This is a genomic window from Curtobacterium sp. MCLR17_040, from assembly GCF_003234735.1.
Taxonomy (GTDB): Bacteria; Actinomycetota; Actinomycetes; order Actinomycetales; family Microbacteriaceae; genus Curtobacterium; species Curtobacterium flaccumfaciens.
The window spans coordinates 1-26,870 of the sequence record NZ_QKTE01000005.1 but is presented as its reverse complement, the minus strand read 5'-3'; the positions used below and the strand labels follow the sequence as shown (position 1 = coordinate 26,870).

The 26,870-nt window shown below is 71.0% G+C and carries 24 protein-coding genes; 9 read left to right on the top strand and 15 right to left on the bottom strand.

The window, feature by feature from the left end; all coding sequences use genetic code 11:
* Positions 1–439 precede the first annotated feature (439 nt).
* Together glpK and DEJ01_RS06310 are read right to left on the bottom strand one after the other, a co-directional pair.
* Positions 440–1,951: a glycerol kinase GlpK gene (gene glpK / locus DEJ01_RS06315; RefSeq protein WP_071403832.1), complete on the bottom strand. Its 1,512-nt coding sequence runs from the start codon at positions 1,949–1,951 to the stop codon at positions 440–442.
* Between the two features lie 83 nt (positions 1,952–2,034).
* Positions 2,035–2,760 carry an MIP/aquaporin family protein gene (locus DEJ01_RS06310; RefSeq protein ID WP_111030103.1) on the bottom strand — a complete coding sequence of 242 codons (726 nt, stop codon included), beginning with the start codon at positions 2,758–2,760 and terminating at the stop codon, positions 2,035–2,037.
* Between the two features lie 316 nt (positions 2,761–3,076).
* Between DEJ01_RS06310 and dhaK the strand changes: the two genes are divergently transcribed.
* The 3 genes from dhaK (at position 3,077) to dhaM (ending at position 5,552) form a co-directional block, all read left to right on the top strand.
* Positions 3,077–4,078, top strand: coding sequence for a dihydroxyacetone kinase subunit DhaK (dhaK, locus tag DEJ01_RS06305; protein ID WP_111092517.1), 1,002 nt, complete (start codon positions 3,077–3,079; stop codon positions 4,076–4,078).
* A 116-nt stretch (positions 4,079–4,194) separates the two neighbouring features.
* Positions 4,195–4,821 carry a dihydroxyacetone kinase subunit DhaL gene (dhaL, locus tag DEJ01_RS06300; RefSeq protein ID WP_111030104.1) on the top strand — a complete coding sequence of 209 codons (627 nt, stop codon included), beginning with the start codon at positions 4,195–4,197 and terminating at the stop codon, positions 4,819–4,821.
* Entirely contained in the window at positions 4,818–5,552 is a 735-nt protein-coding gene (gene dhaM / locus DEJ01_RS06295) for a dihydroxyacetone kinase phosphoryl donor subunit DhaM (protein WP_111092516.1), read from the top strand. The genes dhaL and dhaM overlap by 4 nt, the downstream gene beginning before the upstream one ends.
* 62 nt (positions 5,553–5,614) lie before the next feature.
* Here dhaM and DEJ01_RS06290 read toward each other — a convergent pair whose 3' ends face one another.
* The gene (locus DEJ01_RS06290) at positions 5,615–6,193 is read right to left on the bottom strand and encodes a TetR/AcrR family transcriptional regulator C-terminal domain-containing protein (protein WP_111092515.1); all 579 of its coding nucleotides are present in this window, start codon (positions 6,191–6,193) and stop codon (positions 5,615–5,617) included.
* Between the two features lie 54 nt (positions 6,194–6,247).
* Here DEJ01_RS06290 and DEJ01_RS06285 point away from each other — a divergent pair, with 54 nt between their 5' ends.
* The gene (locus tag DEJ01_RS06285; RefSeq protein ID WP_111092514.1) at positions 6,248–7,468 is read left to right on the top strand and encodes a beta-ketoacyl synthase; all 1,221 of its coding nucleotides are present in this window, start codon (positions 6,248–6,250) and stop codon (positions 7,466–7,468) included.
* Here the strand turns inward: DEJ01_RS06285 and DEJ01_RS06280 are convergent.
* Positions 7,455–8,288 carry a helix-turn-helix domain-containing protein gene (locus tag DEJ01_RS06280; protein ID WP_181438371.1) on the bottom strand — a complete coding sequence of 278 codons (834 nt, stop codon included), beginning with the start codon at positions 8,286–8,288 and terminating at the stop codon, positions 7,455–7,457. The genes DEJ01_RS06285 and DEJ01_RS06280 overlap by 14 nt on opposite strands.
* A gap of 102 nt (positions 8,289–8,390) precedes the next feature.
* Between DEJ01_RS06280 and DEJ01_RS06275 the strand changes: the two genes are divergently transcribed.
* A complete protein-coding gene (locus DEJ01_RS06275; RefSeq protein ID WP_111092512.1) occupies positions 8,391–9,071 on the top strand; it encodes an SDR family NAD(P)-dependent oxidoreductase in 681 nt (226 codons plus the stop codon).
* Positions 9,072–9,101: 30 nt separating this feature from the next.
* Here DEJ01_RS06275 and DEJ01_RS06270 read toward each other — a convergent pair whose 3' ends face one another.
* Complete coding sequence (locus tag DEJ01_RS06270) at positions 9,102–9,542, bottom strand: GNAT family N-acetyltransferase (protein WP_111045967.1); 441 nt, start codon at positions 9,540–9,542, stop codon at positions 9,102–9,104.
* A 181-nt stretch (positions 9,543–9,723) separates the two neighbouring features.
* Between DEJ01_RS06270 and DEJ01_RS06265 the strand changes: the two genes are divergently transcribed.
* Both DEJ01_RS06265 and DEJ01_RS06260 read left to right on the top strand, forming a co-directional pair.
* Positions 9,724–13,200 (top strand): SdrD B-like domain-containing protein, encoded by a 3,477-nt coding sequence (locus tag DEJ01_RS06265; RefSeq protein WP_111092511.1) that lies wholly within the window; start codon positions 9,724–9,726, stop codon positions 13,198–13,200.
* A gap of 93 nt (positions 13,201–13,293) precedes the next feature.
* A complete protein-coding gene (locus DEJ01_RS06260) occupies positions 13,294–14,325 on the top strand; it encodes an alcohol dehydrogenase catalytic domain-containing protein (RefSeq protein WP_111092510.1) in 1,032 nt (343 codons plus the stop codon).
* 15 nt (positions 14,326–14,340) lie between these two features.
* Here DEJ01_RS06260 and DEJ01_RS06255 read toward each other — a convergent pair whose 3' ends face one another.
* The 6 genes from DEJ01_RS06255 to DEJ01_RS06235 all read right to left on the bottom strand — a co-directional run bounded on the left by DEJ01_RS06255 (position 14,341) and on the right by DEJ01_RS06235 (position 19,571).
* On the bottom strand, positions 14,341–14,988 hold the full coding sequence (locus tag DEJ01_RS06255) for a copper resistance protein CopC (RefSeq protein ID WP_111092509.1): 648 nt from the start codon (positions 14,986–14,988) through the stop codon (positions 14,341–14,343).
* A gap of 201 nt (positions 14,989–15,189) precedes the next feature.
* A complete protein-coding gene (locus tag DEJ01_RS18075) occupies positions 15,190–15,345 on the bottom strand; it encodes a hypothetical protein (protein WP_181438370.1) in 156 nt (51 codons plus the stop codon).
* 126 nt (positions 15,346–15,471) lie between these two features.
* On the bottom strand, positions 15,472–15,738 hold the full coding sequence (locus DEJ01_RS06250; RefSeq protein ID WP_111039357.1) for a DUF4190 domain-containing protein: 267 nt from the start codon (positions 15,736–15,738) through the stop codon (positions 15,472–15,474).
* A gap of 123 nt (positions 15,739–15,861) precedes the next feature.
* On the bottom strand, positions 15,862–18,255 hold the full coding sequence (locus DEJ01_RS06245) for an excinuclease ABC subunit UvrA (RefSeq protein WP_220038666.1): 2,394 nt from the start codon (positions 18,253–18,255) through the stop codon (positions 15,862–15,864).
* A 91-nt stretch (positions 18,256–18,346) separates the two neighbouring features.
* Positions 18,347–18,799: an NUDIX hydrolase gene (locus DEJ01_RS06240; RefSeq protein WP_111092508.1), complete on the bottom strand. Its 453-nt coding sequence runs from the start codon at positions 18,797–18,799 to the stop codon at positions 18,347–18,349.
* A 10-nt stretch (positions 18,800–18,809) separates the two neighbouring features.
* Positions 18,810–19,571, bottom strand: a complete 762-nt coding sequence (locus DEJ01_RS06235; protein ID WP_111054243.1) for an SDR family oxidoreductase — start codon at positions 19,569–19,571, stop codon at positions 18,810–18,812.
* Positions 19,572–19,725: 154 nt separating this feature from the next.
* On the opposite strand from DEJ01_RS06235, the gene DEJ01_RS06230 reads away from it, so the two are divergent.
* The gene (locus tag DEJ01_RS06230) at positions 19,726–20,199 is read left to right on the top strand and encodes an NfeD family protein (protein ID WP_071244706.1); all 474 of its coding nucleotides are present in this window, start codon (positions 19,726–19,728) and stop codon (positions 20,197–20,199) included.
* Positions 20,196–21,398 (top strand): SPFH domain-containing protein, encoded by a 1,203-nt coding sequence (locus tag DEJ01_RS06225; RefSeq protein ID WP_111054244.1) that lies wholly within the window; start codon positions 20,196–20,198, stop codon positions 21,396–21,398. The genes DEJ01_RS06230 and DEJ01_RS06225 overlap by 4 nt, the downstream gene beginning before the upstream one ends.
* Before the next feature lie 72 nt (positions 21,399–21,470).
* Here DEJ01_RS06225 and DEJ01_RS06220 read toward each other — a convergent pair whose 3' ends face one another.
* The 4 genes from DEJ01_RS06220 to tatC form a co-directional block, all read right to left on the bottom strand.
* Complete coding sequence (locus DEJ01_RS06220) at positions 21,471–21,821, bottom strand: RNA polymerase-binding protein RbpA (protein WP_027465636.1); 351 nt, start codon at positions 21,819–21,821, stop codon at positions 21,471–21,473.
* A 110-nt stretch (positions 21,822–21,931) separates the two neighbouring features.
* Positions 21,932–23,524 carry an apolipoprotein N-acyltransferase gene (lnt, locus tag DEJ01_RS06215; RefSeq protein WP_258375653.1) on the bottom strand — a complete coding sequence of 531 codons (1,593 nt, stop codon included), beginning with the start codon at positions 23,522–23,524 and terminating at the stop codon, positions 21,932–21,934.
* Between the two features lie 11 nt (positions 23,525–23,535).
* A complete protein-coding gene (locus DEJ01_RS06210) occupies positions 23,536–25,974 on the bottom strand; it encodes an RNA helicase (protein WP_071244709.1) in 2,439 nt (812 codons plus the stop codon).
* Complete coding sequence (gene tatC, locus DEJ01_RS06205) at positions 25,971–26,723, bottom strand: twin-arginine translocase subunit TatC (protein WP_110863923.1); 753 nt, start codon at positions 26,721–26,723, stop codon at positions 25,971–25,973. Before tatC ends, DEJ01_RS06210 begins: the two co-directional genes overlap by 4 nt.
* Between the last annotated feature and the right edge of the window lie 147 nt (positions 26,724–26,870).

Genomic DNA, 26,870 nt, shown 5'->3' with positions numbered 1-26,870 from the left:
GGCTCGGTGCTGCGCCACGAGCGTGCACCCGGCGGTCACCGCTGCACCCGGTCAACAAACCCGCACCGTGCCGTGTCGGCAGCCCCCTGCCGGACCGGAAGCCCGTGGCGGGCCCGTCCCGCGCCTCCAGTCCGCACCGTGCGCGGTCCGCGATCCCGTGCCACCCCAGCGTGAGCCGCACCGTGCGCGGTGCGTCACCCGGTGCGGGCCTGACGGCTCGGTGCTGCGCCACGAGCGCGCACCCGGCAGTCACCGCTGCACCCGGTCAACAAGCCCGCACCGTGCCGCACCGGCAACCGCCCGACGACCGACCGACCAGCCGACCGCGACCCACCCGCAGGAGACGCAACGCACAGGAGGCCCGGTGCCGGTTCATGGAACCGGCACCGGGCCTCCCGTCGGTGCGTTCAGTGCACGCGGTCAGCGTGCGCGTGTTTCGTTACTGCACGTCCTCGTCAACCCAGTCGAAGGTCTTCGTGACGGCCTTCTTCCACAGGCGGAGCGTGCGCTCGCGCTCGGCGGCGTCGAGCTGGGGCTCCCAGCGCTTGTCCTCCTGCCAGTTGGCACGGAGCTCGTCGAGGTTGGCCCAGAAGCCGACCGCGAGACCGGCGGCGTAGGCCGCACCGAGCGCCGTCGTCTCCGCGACGACCGGACGGACGACCGGCACGTTGAGCATGTCGGCCTGGAACTGCATGAGCTCGCTGTTCGCGGTCATGCCGCCGTCGACCTTGAGCTCGGTCAGGTCCACGCCGGAGTCGGCGTTGACCGCGTCGAGGACCTCGCGGGTCTGCAGCGCCGTCGCCTCGAGGGCGGCACGCGCGATGTGGCCCTTGTTGACGAAGCGGGTGAGGCCGACGATCGCACCGCGGGCGTCCGGACGCCAGTACGGCGCGAAGAGCCCGGAGAACGCCGGCACGAAGTACACGCCACCGTTGTCCTCGACGGTCTTGGCCAGGGCCTCGACCTCCGGGGCGCTGCCGATCAGACCGAGGTTGTCACGGAGCCACTGGATGAGCGAGCCCGTGACGGCGATCGAACCCTCGAGGGCGTAGTGCGTCTCCTGGTCGCCGAGCTTGTAGCCGACGGTGGTGAGCAGGCCGTTCTCGGAGCGGACGATCTCGGTACCGGTGTTGAAGATCAGGAAGTTGCCGGTGCCGTAGGTGTTCTTCGACTCGCCCTGGTCGAACGCGGCCTGACCGAAGGTCGCGGCCTGCTGGTCGCCGAGGATGCCGGCGATCGGGACCTCGCGCAGCAGGCTCGAGGACTCGACGTGGCCGTAGACCTCGGAGGAGCTGACGATCTCGGGGAGCATCGACTTCGGCACGCCGAAGTCGGCGAGGATGTCGTCGCGCCACTGCAGCGTCTCGAGGTCCATGAACAGCGTGCGGGACGCGTTCGTGACGTCGGTCTTGTGCACGCCGCCGTCGATGCCACCGGTCAGGTTCCAGAGGACCCAGGTGTCGGTGGTGCCGAAGAGCAGGTCGCCCGCCTCGGCCTTCTCACGAGCACCCTCGACGTTCTCGAGGATCCACATGATCTTGGTGCCGGCGAAGTACGTCGCGAGCGGCAGGCCGACGATGGCCTTGTACTTGTCGGTGTCGCCGTCGGCGAGCTTGTCGACGAGCGCCTGCGTGCGGGTGTCCTGCCAGACGATCGCGTTGTAGATCGGCTTGCCGGTGGTCTTGTCCCAGACGACGGCCGTCTCGCGCTGGTTGGTGATGCCGACGGCTGCGACGTCGTGGCGCGTGATGTCGGCACGCGACAGTGCCTGACCGATCACCTCGCGGGTGTTGTCCCAGATCTCGGCGGGGTCGTGCTCGACCCACCCGGCGCGCGGGAAGATCTGCTCGTGTTCCTTCTGCCCGGTCGAGATGATCGAACCGGAGTGGTCGAACACGATTGCTCGGGTCGAGGTCGTGCCCTGGTCGATGGCGACGATGTAGTCGGCCATTGGTGCTCCTTACGGGTGTGTTCGGTGCGGGTGCGTGTGCGGTCGTACGGAACGGCCGTCCACGCCTTCGGGGTGGGGGTGGGTCAGCTGACGATGGGCAGCAGGGCGACGGACAGGCCGGCGGCGAGGGCGCCACCGATCAGCGGTCCGACGACCGGCACCCAGGCGTAGGCCCAGTCGCTCGAGCCCTTGCCCTTGATGGGCAGGAAGGCGTGCGCGATGCGGGGGCCGAGGTCACGGGCCGGGTTGATGGCGTAGCCGGTGGGGCCACCGAGGCTGACACCGATCGCGATCACGAGGAAGGCGACGGGGATCGCACCGAGCGATGCCGGCGTCTGACCGTTCGAGAACGCGATGACGACGAAGACCAGCACGAAGGTGCCGATGATCTCCGTGACGAGGTTCCAGCCGTACGACCGGATCGCGGGGCCGGTCGAGAAGACGCCGAGCTTGGCGGCCGCGTCGGGCTCCTCGTCGAAGTGCTGCTTGTAGGCGAGCCAGACGATGACCGCGCCGATGATCGCGCCGATCAGCTGAGCGAGCCAGTAGAGGAACATCTCGCCGACGGTGATCTTGCCGAGCAGGGCGAGCCCGAGGCTGACCGCGGGGTTGAGCTGACCGCCCGAGCTGTACGAGACGGTGACACCGGCGAAGACCGCGAAGCCCCAGCCGATGGTGACCATCAGGAACCCGGCTCCGAAGCCCTTGGACTTCGCGAGCGAGACAGCGGCGACGACGCCGCCACCCAGGATGATGAGCATCGCCGTACCGACGAGCTCGGACAGGAAATTGACGCCGATGCCGTCCATCGGTGACCTCCAGTGCGTGAGGGTGGGGGTCCGGCCGTGCTGCGCCGCACTCCCCGTTGAGTGATTGAGGCCAACCATAGTGATGCGGTTCACGGCCCGGCGATGAATTCGTGAGCGAAGTGCGGCATCGTGCACGAACGTGCAGGACGAGTGTCCCCCGCACGATCACAAGGCGGTGACGCGTCCTCGGCGCACTGCACGAACGTGCATCGGGAGCGGACGGCTGCCCGTGCCGTCGATGTAGATTGGGCGCACTCCGGTCGACGACGCGCGGTGTGACCGCCACGGTTCGACCCCGTACCCGTGGAGGCACCGCATGAAGAAGCTCATCAACGACCCGCAGGCCGTGGTCGAGGAGACCGTCCGGGGCTTCGCCCGGGCACACGCCGGACACGTCGTCCTGGTCGAGGACCCGATCCACCTGCACCGCGCTGACGCACCCGTCGCCGGCAAGGTCGGGATCGTCAGCGGTGGCGGCAGTGGCCACGAGCCGCTGCACGCCGGCTTCGTCGGGTACGGCATGCTCGACGCCGCGGTGCCCGGTCCGGTGTTCACGAGCCCGACGCCCGACCCGATCGTCGCCGCGACGAAGGCCGTCGACGGCGGTGCGGGCGTGCTGCACATCGTGAAGAACTACACCGGCGACGTGCTCAACTTCGAGACGGCCGCCGAGCTCGCGGCGATGGACGACGTCCGCGTCGAGTCCGTCGTGGTGGACGACGACGTCGCGGTGCAGGACTCACTGTTCACCGCCGGTCGTCGCGGTGTCGCCGGGACCGTCGTGGTGGAGAAGTGCGCCGGCGCCGCCGCCGAGCGCGGGGACGACCTGGACGCGGTCGCCGCCGTGGCCCGGCACGTCAACGACGTCACGCGGTCGATGGGGCTCGCACTGGCATCGGGAACCGTCCCGCACGCGGGGGAGCCGTCGTTCGTGCTGGCCGACGACGAGGTCGAGCTCGGCATCGGCATCCACGGCGAGCCCGGCCGCGAGCGGATCGCGATGGCACCGGCGGACGAGCTGGTCGATCGCGTGCTCGAACCGATCCTGACCGACCTCGAGGCCCCGGCCGGTTCGTCGCTGCTGCTCCTGGTGAACGGCATGGGCGGCACTCCGCTGTCCGAGCTCTACATCGCGTACCGACGCGCCGCCGAGGTCCTCTCGGACCGCGGTTACCAGGTCACGCGTAGTTTGGTCGGCGACTACGTCACGTCCCTCGAGATGCAGGGGTTCTCGCTCACCGTCACGGTGCTCGACGACGAACTCACGGCCCTCTGGGACGCCCCGGTGGAGACCCCGGCCCTGCGCTGGGGACGCTGACCGACCGCGACCACGGCCGTGACCGCGACTGCAACGGCAAGCGCGACCGACCACGGCCGCTCGACCACCGGACCACGACAACGGGCCACCGGGCCCGCCACACGAAGGGAACCGCATTGGCGCTCGACACCGCATGGGCCATCGACTGGGTCCGTCGCACCGCCGCGACGATCGACGAACACCGCGCCGAGCTCGTCACGCTCGACCGTGAGATCGGCGACGGCGACCACGGCGAGAACCTCGACCGCGGGTTCCGGGCCGTGCTCGAGGCCGTCGACTCCGGGTCCTTCGACACCCCGGGTGCCGTGCTCAAGACCGTCGCGACGAAGCTCATCTCGACCGTGGGCGGGGCGGCCGGCCCGCTCTTCGGTACGGCTTACCTGAAGGCGGCGCAGGCCGCCGGTGACGCGGCCGAACTCGACGCGGACACCCTCGTCGCCGTCCTCACCGCCGCCCGCGACGGGGTCGTGTCCCGCGGCAAGGCCGCGGTCGGCGACAAGACGATGGTCGACGCGTGGAGCCCTGCGGTCGACGCAGCAGCAGCGGCTGCCGGTGCCGGCGACGACCCGAAGGCCGTGCTCACCGCAGCAGCCGACGCCGCCGCGCAGGGTGCGGCGGACACCGAGCCGCTCGTCGCCCACAAGGGCCGCGCGAGCTACCTGGGCGACCGCGCGATCGGGTACCGCGACCCCGGTGCGCAGTCGACCGCGTACATCCTGCGCGCAGCGGTGGACGCAGCGTGACCGTCGGCATCCTGGTCGTCTCGCACAGCGCGGCGATCGCGACGGGCACCGTCGAGCTCGCACGGCAGATGGCCGCGGACGTGCCGCTCGTCGCCGCGGGCGGCACGGACGACGGCGGCATCGGCACCTCGTTCGAGGCGATCACCGCCGGCATCGAGGAACTCGCTCAAGCGGACGCCGTCGTGGTCCTGTGCGACCTCGGCTCCGCCTACCTGACGACCGACACCGCACTCGACTTCCTGGACGACGACGTCCGTGCCCGCGTCCACGTGTCGCAGGCCCCGTTGGTCGAGGGAGCAGTGGCGGCCGCGGTCGCCGCCCAGACGGGCGGCGACGCCGACGCGGTGCTGGCCGCCGCTGCATCGGCCGCGGGTTCCGAGGCGGACGCGATCACCGCCTCCCGTCCGTCTGGTGAACAGTCTGGAGGCACGGGGCCGGCCGACGGGGCTGCCGCCGTCGACGACGCGGCCGGTTCCGACCGCGTCAGCGCGTCGGTCGAGCTGGTGAACGAGACCGGGCTGCACGCCCGGCCCGCCGCGGAGTTCGTGAAGACGGCGGCGAAGTACGACGCGAGCGTGCACGTCAACGGCGTGGACGCGAAGAGCCTGCTGGCGATCATGGCCCTGGCACTACCGAAGGGTGCGACGGTGTCGATCGACGCGACCGGGCAGGACGCGCAGGCCGCGGTCGACGCCCTGGTGGAACTGGTCCGGTCCGGCTTCGGCGAGTGACACCGCCGCCGGGCGAGTGACAGCGCCGCCGGGGGAGACCCCGGCGGCGGTGCCCGCCCCGGTCAACGGATCGAGATCGTCCCCGCCAGGTCGAGGTCCGAGGGGCCGCCGGTGACCCCGGCGTCCGCGAGCAGGGTGGCACCGAACACGGCGCTCCAGAACGTGCGGGCGTCGCGGGCGACACCGCTCGGGCTCGTCCAGCCCTGGTCGGCGACGACGCGCTCCAGGTAGCGCTCGGACTGCCGGAAGAGCACGGCGAGCAGCAACCGCACGCGCTCACGCTGCGCCGGGTCGTCCCCGGCGGCCCCGAGCGCACGGACCACGAGCGGGGTCGACGGCATCGCGAGCGCGGTGCGGGCGAGTACCTGCCGGAACGCCTCCGCCGAGCGGGCACGACGGCCGGCCGCCTGCAGTCGCGTGGTGTCGCGGAGGAACAGCGCGAACGCGGCGTCGAGCACCAGGCGGTCCTTCGAGCCGTAGTGGTGCGTGATCTGGTTCGGGTAGACACCCGCGGCCCGGGCGACCTCGCTGACGGTCACGCTCCGAGCGCCCGCGCTGAGCAGTCCGGCCGTCGCGGCGAGGATCTTCGCCCGTGTCGCCGCGCCGCGTGCCGTGCCGGAGCCGTCCACCGTGGTTGCCATGTCGGAATTGTACGTGGTACAACTCAACTTGTTCAACGTACAAGAGGAGTTCCCGTGGACATCGTCATCACCGGCTTCGGCGCGGTCTCACCCTTCGGCCACGGCGTCGCGCCGCTCTGGGACGCCCTGGTGGCCGGTCGCTCCGGCGTCCGAGCCCTGCACCGTGACGGAGCACTCTGGGAACAGGTGCCGATCCGGGTCGGGGCCGATGCCACACTCGACGCCGAGGGGTCGCTCGGGCGGGTCCGCGCCAATCGCCTGGACCGCAGTCAGCAGCTGGCGCTCGTCGCCGCGGACGAGGCCTGGGCCGACGCCGGTGCCCCCGCGGTGGAGGGCGACCGCCTCGCCGTGGTCATCGGCACCGGGATCGGGGGAGTGGAGACGCTCCTCGACGCCCACGACGTGCTCGGTGCGTCCGGTGCCCGGCGGGTCTCACCGCGCACGGTGCCGATGCTCATGGCGAACGGTGCCGCCGCGCAGATCAGCATCGCGTTCGGGGCGCGGGGCGGCGCCTACACGACGGTTTCGGCATGCGCCTCCGGTGCGGAGGCCATCGCCACCGCCGCGCGACTCATCGCCACCGGTGAGGCCGACGTCGTCATCACCGGCGGGACCGAGGCCGCCGTCACCCCGGTGACGATGGCGTCGTTCGCCCAGTCGCAGGCCCTCGCGAAGCCCGACGGCGACGACCCGACGACCCTGTCCCGGCCGTTCGACGCCGACCGCCGCGGCTTCGTCCTCGGCGAGGGCGCCGGCATCGTCGTGCTCGAGCGTGCCGACCATGCCGCCGCCCGAGGGCAGCGGTCGCACGGCACGCTCGCCGGGTGGGGGATCACCTCGGACGCGCACCACATCACCGCCCCGCTGGCGGACGGCAGCGAGCAGGAGCGGGCGATGCGCGCCGCGATCCGGATGGCGGGCCTCACCGGTGCCGACGTCGACCACGTGAACGCGCACGCGACCGGTACCCCGGTCGGCGACGTCGGCGAGGCGGCCGCCATCAGCCGTGCGGTGGGGACGGGCGCGCTGGTCACCGCTCCGAAGAGCGCGATCGGGCACATGTTCGGCGCTGCCGGCGCGGTCGAGGGGATCCTGACCCTGCGGGCGCTCGAGACCGGGATCGTTCCACCGACCCTGAACCTCGACCGGCTCGACCCCGCGGTGGACCTCGACGTCGTCTCCGGCACAGCCCGGACCGCGCCGCTCCGTGCGGCGTTGAACAACTCGTTCGGGTTCGGCGGTCAGAACGCGTCGCTGGTGTTCACCGCGGCGTGAGCTCCTGCAGGCCGGTGACCCGGAGCAGGTCGAGCTTCGCGGCGTCCTCGGAGCCCGGGACGACCGTGTAGACGACGATCCGCAGGTCACCGCCGGGGACGCTCAGCACGTCGCAGTCGATCTCCACCGGCCCGACGGGCGTGTGCACGACCTTGCGGCTCGCACGGTGCTCGGCGATCCGGCCGGTCTCCCAGCGGCGGGCGAACTCGGGGGACTCCCGCAGCAGTCGTTCGACCAGGTCCGCCAGGTCGCGGTCCGCCGGGTAGCGGCCGTAGGCCTGTCGCAGGTCGGCGGCGAGGTCGCTCGAGAACTCCTCCTGGTGCTCGTCGTCCCAGTCCACCCCGTCGCGCTCCTGCATGAAGTGCCGCCAGACCAGGTTGCGATCGAGCCCGACGTACCGCCAGGGGTCGCCGTTCACCGCGGCCCACAGCTCGTTCCAGAGCACGATGTCGTGGGTCGCCGTGAACACCGCGAGCGGGACGTCGCCGAGCCGGTCGACCAGCCGCTGCACGCCGGGCGTGATGTGCCGCGGCACGACCTGACGCGACGGCGGGGCGACGCCGGCCACCCGGCACAGGTGGTCCCGCTCCTCGGACGACAGCCGGAGCGCCGTCGCGAGGGCGCCGAGCAGCTGCGGCGACGGGTTCGTCGCCCGGCCCTGCTCGAGGCGGACGACGTAGTCGACGCTCACGCCCGCCAGCGCGGCGAGCTCCTCGCGACGGAGGCCCGGGGTCCGTCTGCCGGGGCCGGCCGGCAGGCCGACCGCCTCGGGACGCACCCGGTCGCGCCAGGAACGCAACACGTTCGCGAACTCGCTCATGTCCACCATCATCGCCCCGCGCCTCCTGTCCGTCCTGGTACTGCCGGTCCCACCGTCGCACCGTGCCTGGGGGAGCCGGGCCGGCGGGGGCAGGCTGGGCGCATGACAACGACACTGATCACCGGGGCAAACCGCAGCCTCGGACTCGAGACCGCACGCCGACTGCTCGAGGCCGGCCACACCGTGTACGCCGGCATGCGCGACCCGGCCAGCGGCGACGACGCCCGCGCACTCGGCGCCCACGTCGTGCAGCTGGACGTCACCGACCAGGCCAGCATCGACGCGGCGATCGCGACGATCCCCGAGCTCGACGTCCTGGTGAACAACGCCGGGATCCTCGGCAGCTCGTTCGGGGTCGACGACCTCGACGCGAGCGCGATGGCGACCGTGCTCGACACCAACGTCACCGGCATCGTCCGGGTGACCCAGGCCGCGCTGCCCCTGCTGCGACGTTCGGCGGCACCCGTCATCGTGAACGTCTCGTCGGGGGTGGGGTTCCCGCGCTGGCTGACGACACCGGGACACGACGAGTACGGGGTGCCGGTGGTGCCGTACGCGGCGTCGAAGGCGGCCGTGATCGCGTTGACCGTGCAGTACGCGAAGAACCTGCCCGACTTCCGGGTGAACGCGAGCGACCCGGGCTACACGGCGACGGAGTTCAACGGGTTCGGCGGACACCAGACGATCACCGAGGGCACCGACGCCACGGTCATGCTCGCGACGATCGGCACCGACGGGCCGACGGGAGAGTTCCACAACCGCGAGGGCCGCATCGAGTACTGAGGGCAGCGCTGCGTGTGCACCCGCGCCCCGTCAGTCGTGCACGTCGGCGCCGAACCCCGGCCCGGGACGCATCATCCAGCCGTCCGGATCGGGCAGCGGGCGGAACCCGAACCGCTCGTACAGCCCGTGGGCGTCCGCGGTGAACAGGGCGAAGCGCTTCAGGCCGAGCGGCTCGACCGCCTCGGTCACGCCGCGCACGAGTGCGACCCCGACGCCGCGGCCCCGGGCGTCGGGGTCCACGAACACGTCGGCGAGCCAGCCGAACGTCACGCCGTCGGTGATCACGCGCGCGTAGCCGAGCTGCGCGCCGCTCGTCGCGTCGTACACGCCGAAGTTCCGGGAGCCGGCGATGATCGCCTCCTGCGTCGCCCGGTCACGGCCGCGGGCCCAGTACGACTCCTCGCTCAGCCAGCGGTGCACGCGGTCGACGTCGAGGTCTTCGGGGTCGGCGGAGAAGCGCAGATCGGTCATCGCCTCAGTCAACCGGAGACGCGGCGGAGGGTCGACGTCCGATCCCGATCCGGTGGACCGTCCCTCGATGCGTCCGCGAAGCCCGCAAAAACGAATACGACATATTCATTGCAGCATTCCAGATGGATTCCTACACTCCTGGGCAGTGGGTGCACCCGCATCCGCCCGCACGAGGAGTCCCATGCGAACACGCATCCCGATCCGAGCAGTCGTCGCCACGGCGTTGTCGATGACGCTCCCACTCGCCGCCGTCGCCCCAGCGGGCGCGACCCCAGCCGGGGGAGCGGTCGGCACGGCCGCGACGGACGCTCCGCGGTCGACCGCCCGCCCAGCAGGGACGGTCGGTCTCGCTGCGAAGGTCGCCAAGGACGGGAACGGTCCGTTCAGCCCGGACGACCGACCCGGAGGCGACTCGAGCGGAACGAACGGCATCGTGCGGACACTCGACGCGATCACGTACAGCGTGGAGATGAGCGTGAACGACGGCGACAGCGTCGACCAGCGGTTCGTCGCGACCGCTCCGGCCGGCACGACCTGGGCGGGCCTGCCCAAGCCGTGCACCGGGGCCGCGTCGCGCATCGACGGGCAGCGGCTCACCTGCTCGGTCGGTGACCTGACGGAAGGCAACCTCGTCGAGGTCCCCGTCGTGCTCGACGTCTCCGGCACCATGCGGCACGGCGACGAGATCGACGTCACGGTCGAAGCCACCGCGGACAACGCTGACAACGGCGTCGTGACGGCAGTCGCACCGACCGTGACGGTCTCGGCAGCTGCGCGCTACAACCTCAGCAAGGACGTCGTCGGTTCGTCGCTCACCCCTGACGCCGTCGGCCCCGACGGCGATCGAGGCCTCCGCCTCGTCTACCCGATCGCGGTCAACTGGGAGCCCGTCGTCGCCGGACAGGGCCTGCTCGGGTTCGAAGCGAGCGCCGGCCCGATGACCTTCACCGACGACGTGTCCGAGATCCTCGGCGACCTGCCGTCGACCGCCGTGCTGTGGAACGGGACCGCGCCTGCCTGTGGCGTGAACGCGACGAACGCCTGGCGCTTCGACGGCCTGCCGGGCGGACGGGGTGGCGGGCCGCGCAGCGTGGTCGACTCGGGGACCATCGTCTGCGCGCAGTCCTCGCCCGGCGCGGACATCGACGTGACGATCACGGACACCGTCACCGATCCGGACCGCATCCCCACCCAGTCGCTCAGCAGTGGCCCGGTCACGGGTGGCACCAGGGCGTACTTCGTCTCGGGTTACCTGAGCCTCTGGCTGCCCTACCCGCCGGGCTCTGTCCTGTCGACCAATCGGTACTCGGCCCTGCAGACCACCTCGGCGAGTGGCGCACAGAACTACCCCGGCAGCGAGGAGCCCCTCGCCGACAACACCACGTCGCGCAACCTGGTGGGTCTCGGGTCCGGCACTGCCGGCAAGCGACTCTGGCGCGTCATCGACGGCGCCGGCACCACCGTCGAGGGTTCCGCCCGCGCCGGCGATCCGTGGGTGACGCAAGGGCAGGTCCTGCGGAGCGACGTCACCGTCCTCAACGACGGGTACAGCCGTTACACCGGCACGATCCTCTGCGACACCTTCGATCGCGAGACCCAGCGCCTCACGCGCGCGGGCACCCCGGGGGCGACGGCGTGGACCAGCGGGTTGAGCAGACCGCGGATCGAGTACGCGGCCTACGACATGACGAGCCCCGCGTCCGGCCAGGGACGCACGTGCGACGATGACGACGGACCGTGGTTCACCAGCCCGGACGACGTTCCGGGCGGTCGCGCCGCGGTCGGCGCCGTGCGCGCGCTCGGCGACGTCGACGGTGGGGCGAGAGCGGTGCTGCACACGTACGTCGCAGTGTCCGCCGCACCCTCGGGGACCCGCGCGTACGACTTCGGACACGCCCTGCTCGGCGAACACACCGACGTCTGGACCCACGACACGGCTCGGCCGGAGAACGGCGCCGGAGCCATGGCCGACAGCGTCGTGATCACGGAGAACCTCGCACGCATCAGGAAGAAGATCGTCGACCCGGGCACGACCGCGGAGGACACACCGGACAAGACGAGCTTCGTCGGGTCCGGGAGCACTCTCGAGTACGCCCTCTACCCGACACTCACCAACGGCCACTCCGGTGGTCAACCGACCACGGTGACGGTCCGCGACGTGCTGCCGATGCACACCGACTACATCGCGGAGAGTGCGTCCCGTCCGGCCGAGATCGACACGATCACGGACAACGCCGGCAACCTCCGCCAGCGCCTCACGTGGACACTCGACGGCCTGCAGCCGAACACGAAGATCCCGCCGATCACCTACGAACTGCAGGTGTCGAGTCTCGCGCCAGCCGGACCGGTGCAGAACTACGCGACCATCGCGTCGCCGACGGACCGCTCCGAAGCGTTCCGCCGCGACACCCAACGAGCGGTGCAGGTCGTCGCCGCGGTCGGTGTCGGTGTCGAGAAGGTCGCCACCGAACCGGTCGTCGCGACGGGAGACCAGCTCGAATGGGACCTGCTCTACACGAACCGCGACGCCCGGAGCATCAGCGGGCTCGACGTCATCGACGTCCTGCCGCACCGAGGCGACCCTCAGGGCTCCGCCTTCCACGGGACGGTCTCGCTGGCAGACCGCGTCGACGTCGCACCCGGCGCCGGTGAGACCGTGCGCTACACCACGAGCGATCCGGCCTCCATCTCGCTCGACGGCTCTGCACCGTCCAACCAACCGGGCGGCAGCACGCTCTGGTGCGCGGCGGCGGACCTCGGCGACGCCGCGTGCGGGTCCGCGGAACTCGCCGACGTCACCGCCGTGCGGATCGAACGGACCGGCGAGGTCGCCCCGGGCCAGTCGGTCCGACACCACGTCGTGGTGCAGACCCACGGGCAGCGGGACGGCGACACCTACACGAACCGCTTCGGGCTCCGCGCCTCGAACCTCGAACTCGCCGCGCTGTCGAACCGCGCCACCGTGCGGGTCGTCGCCGGCAGCATCGGAGACCGGGTGTGGACGGACAGCGACGGTGACGGTCTCCAGGGTTCCGACGAGCCGGGCATCGACGGCGTACCGGTCCAGCTGTCCGGCGTCGACGATCGTGGTGCCGATGTCGTACGCGCGACCACTTCGGGACCCGATGGGGAGTACTCCTTCGACGGACTCCGCCCGGGTGCCTACGTCGTGACGTTCACGGCTCCGGACGGCCGTCGGTTCACGAAGGAGCACGTCGGAACCGACGGCACCATCGACTCGGACGCCGGCCAGGACGGCGAGACACCCGCGGTCTCGCTCGCATGGGAACGCTCCGACGAAGGCGCGAAGGAATCGATCACCCGCGACCGCACGGTCGATGCGGGGCTGCAGGTCGACGACTCGCCGTCGCACCCCGAGCCGGAACCCGGGCCTGACCCCGGTCCCGACCCCGGCACGGTTCCCGGCGCCGGCGCGGTCCCCGGCGCCGGCGCGGTCCCCGGCGCCGGCGCGGTCCCCGGCTCCGGGGCGACGACCGTTCCGCCTGTCACACCGCCGCCCGGTGCGCGCGCGGGTGTCGGGGAACTCGCCTTCACGGGCACGTCGGGAGCGCCACTCGTCCTCGGCGTCGCGCTCCTCCTGCTGGCGCTCGGCGCCGCGATGCTCGGAACGAACCGGAACCAGCGGCGGCAGCGCTGATCCATCACTTGCAGCACGGCGATGCAACGGAGTCCTGACCCCCGGGGTCGGGGCTCCGTCGTCTTGCGACCTCCCGTCTGTCAGGATGGCGGCATGCGCGCCGTCCAGTACGCCCAGTTCGGTTCCGTCCCCTCGATCGTCGACCTGCCGGAACCGGTCGCACCCGACCACGGCGTCGTCGTCCGGGTGGCTGCCACCGGCGTCTGCCGCAGTGACTGGCACGCCTGGAAGGGCCACGACGACTCCGTCCGGCTGCCGCACGTGCCCGGCCACGAGTTCGCCGGCGTCGTCGCGTCGATCGGCACGGGCGTCCAGCGCTTCGCCGTGGGTGACCGGGTGACGGCACCGTTCGTGTTCGCCTGCGGGACCTGCGCCGAGTGCCTCGACGGCGCCACCCAGGTGTGCACCGCCCAGCAGCAGCCCGGGTTCGACCTGCAGGGCTCGTACGCGGACTCCCTGGTCGTCCCACACGCCGACCTGAACCTCGTCGCGCTGCCCGACGCCGTGGACTTCGCGGTGGCGGCAGCGCTCGGATGCCGATTCGGCACCGCGTTCCACGCCCTGCACGCCCGAGGGCGCGTCGCCGCAGGGGAGTGGGTCGTGGTCTACGGCTGCGGGGGAGTCGGGCTCTCCGCGGTCATGGTCGCCGTGGCCGCCGGCGCGCACGTCGTCGCCGTCGACGTCTCCGCGGCAGCACTCGAACGCGCCGCCGCCCTCGGCGCCGACACCGTGCTGATGGACGCCGATGTCGTCACCACGGTCCGGTCCCGCACGGGCGGCGGAGCACACGTCTCGCTCGACGCCTACGGCAGCCGTGCCACCTCGGTCGCCGCCGTGGCGTCCCTGCGTCCGCGCGGTCGGCACGTGCAGGTGGGGCTGCTGCTCGACGACGAAGCCGCTCCGGCGATCCCGATGGGCCGGGTCATCGCGGACGAACTCGAACTGCTCGGCAGCCACGGGGCAGCGGTCGGGGAGTACGGCGCGATGCTCGACGCCATCGTGGCCGGGCGGCTGCGTCCGGAGGAGACGATCGGCCGCACGATCGGCTTCGACGATCTACCCGAGGCGCTCGTCGCGATGGACCGCCCTGCGACCTCGTCGGGCATGACCGTCGCGGTGTTCTGAGGCTCGGGCGTCCCGTCAGCCCTCGGTCCGCGCGTCCGCGCCCCGGCGGATGCGGAGCACGACCGCGCCGATGACGAGCACTGCCAGGATCCCGACGACCCCGACCAGGAGTGCCGGGCCGCCGTGGCCGTGCGCGTGCGTTCCGGCACCCGTGTTCGGTGCGGCTCCCGCTGCCGCTGCCGCTGCCGACGGTTCCGAGGATGATGTGGGCGCGGCCGTCGGGCTCGTCGTCGTGGGTGGAACGGTCGGAGATGCGGCCGGTTCCACCGAGAACGCGAGCTGCCCCTCGATCGGATGGCCGTCAGGGGAGACGTACCGCCAGACGAGGGTGTGCGGGCCGGGGGAGAGCGACACCGCCTTGGACATCGAGGTGCCCTCGACGGCCACCGCTCCGGACGACTCGTCGGTCCCGCCGTCGTCCCGGACCTCGATGCGCAGACCGGCTTCGAGCCCGGCAAGCGGCGCCTCGCTGAAGCTGAGTGTCACTCGCTCAAGGTCGGCAGCCACGGTGGCGCCGTCCGCCGGATCACTCGAGGTCAGTGCTGCGTGCGCCGATGCAGGTGGCGTGCCGATCAGCACGAGGAACGCGGACAGGGCGACGGCGAACAGGACCCGGGGTGTCACGGTTCGTGAGCGGCGTTGGTCATCTCGGTGATCGTGCACGGGTCCACGCTAGGGAAGTGATGTCGAGCGTCCCGTCAGCCGAGCGGGCAGGGCAGGAACACCTGAGTCGACATAAGCCTGAGTTGACATAATATGCATTATCGGCGCTCCGGCAGACGCCCCGTACGACGCTTCGTGAGCAGAAGAGGTCGAGTCCGCTGCACGGACTCGACCTCTTCTGCTCACTGGATGACGACGGTGTCAGTCGGCGGGCTTCGTCGGGACGTCGTCGGCGTCGATCTCGAGCGCCGCCGGCTCGCCGCCCTGTTCCTCCAGGGTGTCCTGGTCGGTGTCGGGCTGCTCCGGCGGCTCGCTCTGGGTGGTCTCTTCGGCTGGGTCAGGCTGGCTGTAGCTCATGCGCCGGACGGTACGCCCGCGTTCCTGAACAGCGGCAAGCTCGGCGCCGAGACACCTGGTGAGCAGCAATGGTCGAGTCCATCCGCTGGACTCGACCATTGCTGCTCACGATGCGAAGCGCACCACTCACATGTTCGAGAGCGCCACCGCGTTGATGATGAAACCGATCACACCGATGACGATGGCGACGATCGACAGGATGACGCCCGCCGTGATCATCCCGCGGCTGCCGCCACGCTTGCGCGCCGAGATGCCGAGTACGAGACCGACGATGCCGCCGATGACACCGACGATCGGCACGAACAGGCCCACGAAGGTCCCGATGATGCCGAGCACCAGGGAGACGATGGCGAAGGTGTTCGACTGCGCGGGCGCGTTGCCGGGGTTGGACATGGTGGAGCTCCTTCTGGTCAGGACGCCGATCCAGGCCGGGCAGCCGATCGTGAGCGTCAGTCAGAACGGTAGTCCTCACACACGGCTGGCGCCCAGATTCGCCGTCCGAGCCTGTCCCCCGACTCAGGCTCCGACGTACGCCGCCAGGTGCTGCCCGGTCAGCGTCGACCGCGCCGCCACGAGTGCAGCGGGCGTCCCCTCGAACACGATCCGTCCACCGTCGTGCCCGGCGCCCGGCCCGAGGTCGATGATCCAGTCGGCGTGCGCCATCACGGCCTGGTGGTGCTCGATCACGACGACCGTCCGGCCGGCGTCGACGAGCCGGTCGAGCAGGCCGAGCAGCTGCTCGACGTCGGCCAGGTGCAGGCCCGCGGTCGGCTCGTCGAGCACCACCACGCCACCCCGGTCACCGAGGTGCGTCGCGAGCTTGAGCCGCTGCCGCTCTCCCCCGGACAACGTGGTGAGCGGCTGTCCGATCGTCAGGTAGCCGAGCCCCACGTCTGCGAGCCGGGCGAGGATCGTGTGGGCCGCCGGCAGTGCGGACTCCCCCGCCGCGAAGAACGCCAGCGCGTCGGCGACGGACATGCCGAGGACCTCGCTGATGTCCTTCCCGCCCAGGTGGTACCCGAGCACGGACTGGTCGAACCGCTTGCCGTCGCACTCGACACAGGGGCTCGCGACGCCCGCCATCATGCCGAGGTCGGTGTACACGACACCGGCACCGTTGCACGCCGGGCAGGCGCCCTCCGAGTTGGCGCTGAACAGTGCGGGCTTGACGCCGTTGGCCTTCGCGAAGGCCTTGCGGATCGGCTCGAGCAGACCGGTGTACGTCGCCGGGTTGCTCCGCCGTGAGCCACGGATCCCGCTCTGGTCGATGGCGACCACGTCGTCGCGCCGGGCCAGCGACCCGTGGATGAGCGTGCTCTTGCCCGAGCCGGCGACCCCCGTGACGACGGTGAGCACCCCGGTGGGGACGTCCACGTCGACGTCGTGCAGGTTGTGGGCCGAAGCGCCGCGGATCTCGATCGCCCCGTCCGGACGACGGACCTCGGACTTCACGGTGACGCGGTCGTCCAGGTGCCGACCCGTGACGGTCCCGCTGGCACGCAGCCCGTCGACGGACCCCTGGTAGCAGAGCGTCCCACCGCCGGAACCGGCACCGGGTCCGAGGTCGACGACGTGGTCGGCGATCGCGATGACCTCGGGTTTGTGCTCGACGACCAGGACGGTGTTGCCCTTGTCGCGCAGCCGGACGAGCAGCTCGTTCATCCGCTCGATGTCGTGCGGGTGCAGCCCCGTGCTCGGCTCGTCGAAGACGTAGGTGACGTCGCTGAGCGAGGAGCCCAGGTGCTTCACCATCTTCACGCGCTGCCCCTCTCCCCCGGACAGCGTGCCGGTCGGGCGGTCGAGCGACAGGTAGCCGAGGCCGATCTCGACGAAGGACTCGAGCAGGTCGCGGAGCCCCTCGAGCAACGGCCCGACCCCGGGGTCGTCCAGACCCCGCAGCCAGGCGACGGCGTCGGTGATCTGCATCGCGCAGACGTCGGCGATGCTGCGGCCCGCGATCTTCGACGAGCGGGCGGTGTCGTTCAACCGGGTCCCGTCACAGGCCGGACACGTCGTGAAGGTCACCGCACGGTCGACGAACGCCCGGATGTGCGGCTGCATCGCCTCGCGGTCCTTCTGCAGGAACGATCGGCGGACCCGGTGCACGAGCCCCTCGTACGTCATGTTGATGCCGGCGATCTTCTGCTTCGTCGGCTCGCGGTACAGGAAGTCCTGCCGCTCCTGCTCGGTGAAGTCGCGGATCGGGGTGTCCCGGTCGAAGTAGCCCGACTCGGCGTACAGCCGAACGTTCCACCCGTCGGTCCCGTACCCGGGGATCGTGAGGGCGCCGTCCCCGAGCGACTTCGTGTCGTCGAACAGCTGCGTCAGGTCGATGTCGTTCACCAGCCCGCGACCCTCGCAGTCCGCGCACATGCCGCCGAGCCGCGTGAACGAGACCTTCTGGGCCTTCGCGTCCGCACCCTTCTGCACCGTGATCGCTCCCCCGGCCGTCACGGTGGCGAGGTTGAACGAGAACGCGTTCGGCCCCCCGATGTGCGGCTGACCGAGTCGGCTGAACAGCACGCGCAGCATCGTGTTCGCGTCCGTGGCGGTGCCGACGGTGGAGCGCGGGTCGGCGCCGATGCGCTCCTGGTCGACGACGATCGCGGTGGTCAGGCCGTCCAGCAGGTCGACGTCCGGGCGCGCGAGCGAGGGCATGAACCCCTGCACGAACGCGCTGTAGGTCTCGTTGATCATCCGCTGCGACTCGGCGGCGACGGTGCCGAACACGAGCGAGCTCTTGCCCGAGCCGGAGACCCCGGTGAACACCGTGAGCCGCCGCTTCGGCAGGTCCACGTCGACGTCACGCAGGTTGTTCGCGCGGGCACCGCGCACCCGGATCCGGCCGTGCCGGTCGGCAGGGTGCGCGTCGGCGCCGGTGGGGTCGTCGTCGACCGGATCGGTGTGCATGCGGGTCAGCGTACCGACGGGAGGCCCGTGGCGGGGCCGCCACGGGCCTCCCGTCCGGTCCTGGGTCGGCCGTCAGGCCGTGGTGCGGTGCTCAGGCGCCGTGGCGGCGCACCAGGTCCGGCAGCTCGGCGGGTTCGAACTCCTCGTCGGTCGCCTCGAGCTCGTCGGCGGTCCACCACCGCGAGGCGAGGATGTCGACGCGCTCGTCGTCGGTCCACTCGGCGTCCGACAGCTCGAAACCGGGCGTGCGGACGACGTAGAACTCGGCGTGCCCGCGGTCGTGGTCGGCGAGGTCCCACTCGACCGTGAAGTCCCAGGACCACACCGGCTCGCCGGGTTCGTCGACGACGATCCCCGTCTCCTCGCGCAGCTCGCGGATCGCGGCGTCGCGGTGGGACTCCCCCGGGTCGACCCCACCACCCGGCGTGATCCAGCGGTGGGCGCCGTCCGACGAGGGCGAATTCGTGTCCATCAGGAACACGCGGCCCTCGGGGTCGAGCAGCAGGATGCGGGAGGTGCGGCGCAGGCCGGGCTTGGCGGTCACCCGCCCGACGTTAGCCGACGAAGCCGCTGACGTCGCCGACCAGCTTGGTGTGGTCGGCGGGGATCGGCTCGACGGCGGCCAGGGCGATCTCGGCCGCGAACTCGGACACGCTGTAGAGCTTGCCGACCTCCTGCCGACGACCCTCGATCGCGCCGGGGTTCAGGCGGTTCAGCAGCGTCGCGGTGATCGTGCCCTCGATCATGTCGCCGGAGACGACGACGAACTCGATGCCGGCGGCCTCGAGCTGCGGGATGAGCTCACGGAGGGCGAGTTCTCCGGCACGCTTGCTCTTGGCGACCGGGACGTACTCGTCCATCGTCTCGGCGGTCTCGACGAAGTGCGCCTGGTGGCTCGTGACGAACACCACGCGGGAGCCGGCGGGCATGTGCGGCACGGCGGTCTGCAGCATGTCGACCTGGGCGTCGCGGTTCAGGCGGAGCGCGTAGTCCTCGCCGACGCCGGACTCCATGCCCCCCGACGCGTTGAGCACGAGCAGGTCGATGCCGCCCCACTCCTGGACGACGGTGTCGACGAGGGTCTGCACGGAGTCGTGCTCGGTCAGGTCGGCGCCGACGGCCAGGGCGGAGCCGCCGGCCTCGACGATCTTCTCGGCGATCTGCTCCGCGCGCTTGGCCTTGTTGCGGTAGTTCACGACGACCTTCGCCCCGGCCTCGGCGAGGTACCCGACGGTGTCGGCGCCGATGCCACGGGACGAACCGGTGACGACGGCGCGCTTGTCGGTGAGGGATCCGGGGGCGAGGGGGTTGCTCACAGTCGTGTTCTCCAGGTCTGGTTCCGGCCGGTCGGGCGCACCGAGCCTACCAATCGCCTGCACGACCGTCGGACGGCCCTGATATGTTGAACGGAGTTGTACCGGCTGTCGCGACGCAGCGAGCCGCCGCGCGCGACCGAGGGAGGGAGATCGCGTGAACGGAATCGATTGGATCCAGAGCACCGTCTGGATCGGCCTGGTGTTGCTCCTGGGCGTGGTCGAGATCTTCACCCTCGACTTCATCTTCATCATGCTCGCGGCGGGTGCCGCCGGCGGGTTGATCGCCGCACTGCTCGGCGCCCCGTGGTGGCTGTCCGCCATCGTCGCCGCGGTGGCCGCCCTCGTGCTGCTGTCGCTCGTCCGACCGCGACTGCTCGTCGCGCTCGGCCGCGGTGCCGACCCGCACCGCACCAACGTCGAGGGGCTCATCGGGCTCGCCGGCACGGTCGCGGTCGCCTTCACCTCCTCCAGTCCCGGTCAGGTGCGCCTGGCCAACGGCGAGACCTGGAGTGCGCGATTCGCCGCGGACTCCGTCGACCGCACACCGCCACTCGGGACCCCCGTGGTCGTCGAGTCGATCGAGGGGTCGACCGCGGTCGTGCGCCTCGCAGAAAGGGCCACCTCGTGACCAGCATCTCCCCGGGGACGATCGCACTGATCGTGCTCATCCTCGTCGTCGTCATCTTCGTGATCGTCGTCCTGGCGAAGGCGATCCGGATCGTTCCCCAGGCCACCGCGGGGATCGTCGAGCGTCTCGGCAAGTACCACAAGACCCTCAACCCGGGCCTGAACCTCCTGGTGCCGTTCATCGACCGCCTGCGGCCGCTGCTCGACATGCGTGAGCAGGTCGTCTCGTTCCCGCCGCAGCCCGTGATCACCGAGGACAACCTGGTGGTCTCGATCGACACCGTCGTCTACTTCCAGGTGACCGACGCCCGTGCCGCGACGTACGAGATCGCGAACTACCTCGGCGCCGTCGAGCAGCTCACCACCACCACGCTCCGCAACGTCGTCGGTGGCCTGAACCTCGAAGAGGCCCTGACCAGCCGCGACAACATCAACGGCCAGCTCCGCGTCGTCCTCGACGAAGCCACGGGCAAGTGGGGCATCCGCGTCGGCCGAGTCGAGCTCAAGGCGATCGAGCCGCCCGTGTCCATCCAGGACGCCATGGAGCAGCAGCTCCGTGCCGAGCGCAGCCGACGTGCCGCGATCCTCCAGGCCGAGGGAACCAAGCAGTCCCAGATCCTCGAGGCCGAGGGGCAGCGACAGGCAGCGATCCTGGCCGCCGAGGGTGACGCCAAGGCGCAGGTGCTCCGTGCCGAGGGTGAAGCCCAGGCCATCGCGACCGTGTTCGAGGCCATCCACACCGGTGACCCGGACGAGAAGCTGCTGTCCTACCAGTACCTGCAGACCCTGCCGAAGATCGCCGAGGGCACGTCGAACAAGCTCTGGATGATCCCGAGCGAGTTCACCGAGGCCCTGTCCGGCATCGCGAAGGGCTTCAGCGCCAGCCGCGGTGGCGGCGCCGGTCCGGTCGCCGGCGGTGCCGGTGGCACGGACTTCCTGTCCCGCATCTCGAAGCTCGCGAACGAGAGCCTGGCGAACACCGCAGCCGCGGACACCACGATGCCGCGTGCAGACGCCACCGCCGCGGACATCGTCCCCGAGTCCGACCTCGACGCGCGCCTGGCGGAGTCGAACCGCAGTGTCGATGCGCACCTCGCGGCGGCCGACGACGCGACCGCCGAACAGGTCGCGGACACTCCGGCCACGCCGGGCGACGACGCGTCCGGTCACCGGACCAGCGACGGCTCCGGCCGGCGCTGACGGTCCCGCACCAACGAACGACGACGCCCGCCCCGGGGAACCGGGGCGGGCGTCGTCGTGTGTTCGGTGGTGTCAGGCGCCGCGTCGTGCGCGGAGGACCTGCAGGCGCTCTTCGAGGAGCTCCTCGAGTTCCTCGCGCGAGCGGCGCTCGAGCAGCATGTCCCAGTGGGTACGGGGTGCCTTCACGTCCTCTTCGGCGACCTCGACGGGGATCCCGTCGTCGCCGAGCAGGCGGCCCTCGCGACCGGAGCGCGGCTCCGACCAGGTCTGGGGGACGTCCGCATCGGCCGAGAAGACGATGTCGAACGTCTCACCCGAATCCGTCTGGTAGACCGCGCGCTTGCGATCTGAGAGCTCGACGCCCTCTTCGCTCTGGAGACTCTGACTCCCGAGCCGCATGCCGCGGAGACTCCGATCAGCCATGTGTGTGCTCCTCTCGCTCGTCTGCCCTCCACAACACTGTCCCACGCCCCATCAATCCCGTACCGGCGCATTCACAGTCCGTTCCCAGTGGCTGGGCGCGGCGTGCCCGATCAGGAGCGGGTGCGACGACCCCAGGGCGCGCAGGCGAGGAGCACGAGGAGCCCCCCGAGGGAGAGCATGAGCGTGATCGAGCCGGACAGGATCGACGCGGGGGTGGTGGATGTGCCGAGCGGCACGTCGGTCACCATCGACGTCGCGGTGTACTCCGGCACCCGGTCGATCGTGCGGCCGCTCGGGTCGATGACCTGCGACGCTCCGACGGTCGAGATGTTCACCAGCGACCGACCGGTCTCGATGGCCCGCATCCGCGCGATCTCGAGCTGCTGCAGGTTCTCGTCGGTGCCCGAGAAGTCGGCGTTGTTCGTCTGCGCGAGGATCACCTGCGCTCCCCCGCGCACCATGTCGGCGGTCAGACCGTCGTCGACGATGTCGAAGCAGATCGAGATGCCGGCACGGATGCCCGCGACGGAGAGCACGTTCGGCTTCGTCCCCGGCGTGTAGTCGCGCTGCAGCAGACCGATCAGCGACGGTGCGAGCTTGGAGAAGAACCAGCGGTCGGGCACGTACTCGCCGAACGGCACCGGACGCTTCTTGTCGTAGGACGACTGCCAGCCGTCGGCGGTCCACACGAACGACGTGTTGTGCAGCACCCCCGACGGGGTCTGCGTGATGGCACCCGCGACGATCGGGGCGTCGAGCGTGTCGACCACCGAGTCGAGGGCGGACGCGATGACCGGCTGCTGCCGCGGGTCGTACTCCGCACCGGCCTCGGGCCACACGACGAGGTCGACGCCCTTCGCGTCCACGTCCGTCGCCGCGACCTGCGCGGCCAGGACGTCGCCGGGCTCCGCACGGTCGAAGTACCCTGCGGGACCGTTGCCCTGCACCGCCTCGACCCGGATCGTGCCGCTCGTCGCCGTCGGCCACGCCGGCACGGCCAGCACCGCCGCGACGAGCAGACCCGCCGTCGCCACCCGCACGGGCAGCCGGAGCGTCACGCCCGGCACGCGGGGTGCCACGAGCGCGAGCGACACCACGACCGCGACGCAGTACACGACGATGAACGTCAGCCCGAGGACGCCGACGTACGCGGCCAGGTGCGTGAACGGCCCCTGCGACTGCGACAGGCCGACCCGCCCCCAGGCGAAACCGCCGTACGGCCAGCTCCCCGAGAACCACTCGCGTCCGGTCCAGAGTGCGGCGACGACGGCCGGGAGGCCCCACACGCGTCCGGCGGTCGAGGGCACCACACGGGCGACCCAGCGGTACGCCAGGGCGATGGCGACGCTGCCGAGCGCGAAGAACGCGGCTTCGAGCAGGGCGAGTGCGAACCACGGGACCGGGCCCAGGTAGCGACCGGCCCACGAGATCGCCGGGATCCAGAACGCCGCGCCGGCGAGGTAGCCGATCCACGCCGCACGCCGCGCCCGCTGTCCCATCACCGCGAGCAGCATGCAGGCGAGTGCCGGGTAGGCGAGGAACCACCACCCGGGCGACGGGAACGCGAGGGCGAAGAGGATCCCGCCGATGACGGCCAACGGCACCGCGGTGCCCAGCGGCAACGCGGCGAACGGGCCGGTCGCGACCGCCCCGCGGCCGACGCGCGCGGGCAGCCCGCGCACACTGGTCTCCGGAACCCGCACCGGGCCTCCTGTCAGACCGCCGCGTAGGCGACGATGCCGCGGCGAACCGCGTCCGTCGCCCGTCGGGCGGTCTGGGCGAGTTCGTCGTCGCCGGCGTTCCGGATCTGGTCGAGCAGGTCGATGACCTGCTTCGACCAGCGCACGAAGTCGCCGGCCGGCAGGTCGAGGGTGCGGAGGACGTCGTCGAGGGCCGAGCCGGAGGCCCAGCGGAACATGCCGACGGCCATCGCCGGGGTCGGAGGCTGCGAACCGGCCAGGCGCGCCGCACGCTCGATGTCGTCGAGGCGCGACCAGATCGTCAGTGTCTCGTCGAGCGCGGGGCGGAACGCACCGCGGGGCAGGGCGTGCTCCGTGCCGGGCGCGTCCTCGCGGCGGGGCTGGTAGATGATCGTCGCGGCCATGGCGGCGAGCTGTGCCGGGGTGAGGTCCTTCCAGACCCCCGCCTCGAGGCACTCGGCGACCAGCAGGTCGCGGTCGCCGTAGATGCGCTGCAGGCGACGGCCACCCGCGGCCACCGTGGCTTCGCCGTTGCCGGCGTCCACCAGGTAGCCGAGCTCGAGCAGGACCTCGGTGACGCGGTCGAACGTCGTGGCGACGGCGCCCGTGCGGGACCGGATCTGCTGGACGAGCTTGTCGTTGGCGCGCTTGAGCTTCCACCAGCGCTCGGACCAGCGGGCGTGTGCCTCGCGTTCCGGGCAGGCGTGGCAGGGGTGGCGCTGCAGCTGGCGGCGGACCGCCGTGATCGCGGCCTGGCGTTCCTGGCGGGCGCCGTGCGACGCCTCGCGACCGCCGGGCACGTTCGTGCGCTCGAGGTCGGAGAGCTCACGGCGGAGTGCCGAGTACTCGGTGAAGTCGCCGAGGTGGCACTGCATCGCCTCGCGGTAGCCGTCGAGCGACTCCTGCTGCGAGCGGACCTTGCGGGCGAGGTCGACCACCGACCGGTCGGCCTGGAACTGTGCGAACGACGTCTCGAGGACCTCGCGCGTGCGCTGCCGGCCGAACTGGTCGATCAGGTTGACGGCCATGTTGTAGGTCGGCTTGAACGACGAGTTGAGCGGGTACGTGCGGCGGCTGGCCAGCGACGCGACGGCCTGCGGGTCGAGTCCGTCGGTCCACTGGATGACCGAGTGCCCCTCGACGTCGATGCCACGACGACCGGCACGACCGGTGAGCTGCGTGTACTCCCCCGGGGTGATCGGCACACGGGCTTCGCCGTTGAACTTCTCGAGCTTCTCGAGCACGACGGTGCGCGCCGGCATGTTCACGCCGAGCGCCAGGGTCTCGGTAGCGAACACGACCTTCAGGAGCTTGCGCTGGAAGAGGTTCTCGACGACCTCCTTGAAGGCGGGGAGCAGGCCGGCGTGGTGCGCCGCGACCCCTCGCTCGAGCCCCTCGAGCCACTCCCAGTAGCCGAGGACGGCCAGGTCTTCGTCGAGCAGGGTGCGGCAGTGGTACTCCGCCGTCTCGCGGATCTCGTTGCGCTCCTGCACCGTCGTCAGGGACAGGCCCGAGCGTAGGACGTTGCGGACGCCCTGGTCGCAGCCGTTGCGGCTGAACACGAAGAAGATGGCGGGCAGGAGCATCCGCTCGTCGAGCATGTGCGCGATCTGTTCGCGGTGCACCTTCTCGGTGCGGGGCCCGCGACGCTCGGGGTAGCCACCACGACCGCGCCGGCCGCGGTGGCCGCCGCCGTTCCGCTCGCTGCGGGAACCGCCGCCGACCATGCGGAGCAGTTCCGGGTTCACGCGGTTCGTCGCCGCGGCACCGCTCGAGTCGAACAGGTCGACCATCTTCGAACCGACCAGGACGTGCTGCTCGAGCGGCACCGGGCGGTCTTCGGAGACGATGACGTCGGTGTCGCCGCGGACGGTCTGCAGCCAGTCGCCGAACTCCTCGGCGTTGGACACCGTCGCGCTGAGCGAGACCAGGCGGACCTCGGTCGGGAGGTGCAGGATGACTTCTTCCCACACGGCACCGCGGAACCGGTCGGCGAGGTAGTGCACCTCGTCGAGGACCACCCAGGCGAGGTCGTCGAGCAGGTCCGAGTCGGCGTAGATCATGTTCCGGAGCACTTCGGTCGTCATCACGACGACGCGGGCGCGTGGGTTCACGTTCGTGTCGCCGGTGAGCAGCCCGACCTCGGACTCGCCGTAGACGTCGACGAGCTCGGCGTACTTCTGGTTGCTGAGCGCCTTCATCGGCGTCGTGTAGAAGACCTTCGCCGTCGGCTGGCGCATGGCGAGCCAGATGGCGAACTCGGCCACGATCGTCTTGCCGGCTCCGGTCGGGGCGGCGACCAGGACGCTGCGGCCCTGGTCGAGCGAGTCGCAGGCGGCGAACTGGAACGGGTCGAGGTCGAACCGCAGGTCCGTCCGGAAGAGCTCGAGGTTGCGCGACCGGTTGCGCACCTTGGCCGCGGCGAACCGCTCGGCCGCACTCGTGCCACTCACAGGTCGTACTCCTCGTCGAGCTTCGCCTGGCGCTTGGCCAGACGGCGGTCGTGGATCCACGCGATGAAGCAGGCCGCGACGTACAGCACGGTCATCGGGATGGCCAGCAGGAACATCGAGATGACGTCGGCACTCGGCGTGACGATGGCGCAGAAGACCAGGATGCAGAGGATCGCGACGCGCCAGCTCTTGATGATCGCGGAGGCCGACAGCACCCCGACGAAGTTCAGCAGCACGATGAACACCGGCAGCACGAACGCGATGCCGACCGCGACGATGAGCTTGATGACGAAGTCGTAGTACGCCTTCGCATCGACGATCGAGGTGTCCTGGCTCGACACGAAGCTGCCGAGGATGCCGACCACGTGCGGCAGGATGTACCACCCGAAGTAGCACCCGGCGAAGAACAGCGGGATCGCGGTGCCGAGGAAGCCCCAGACGTACTGCCGCTCGCGCCGGACGAGCGCGGGCACGATGAACGCCCAGATCTGGTACAGCCAGACCGGGCTCGCGATGACGACGCCGATGGTGATCGCGATCTGCAGCTTGAGGTCGAACGCCCCGGTGATCATCGGGAAGTTCAGCTCGGCCGTGTGTCCGCCGACCTTGGCGAGCTCGGTCACCGGTGCCCGGAGCGCGTCGAGCACCCACGGGGTGAGGAACCAGCCGCCGATCGCACCGACGACGATCGCCACGACTGCGCGGAAGAGACGGTTGCGCAGCTCGATGAGGTGCTGCCCGAGCGACATGCGGCCTTCGGCGTCGGTCTTCTGGCGCCCCTGCCGCTTCGCTCGCCCGCGCGCGGTCGTCGAAGCCATGTGCTCGATCTTACGGGGTCGGGACCGACAGTCCGCCGGGGGTCGGTGCGATCGGCGGCTGGTTCCTCACCCCGTGGG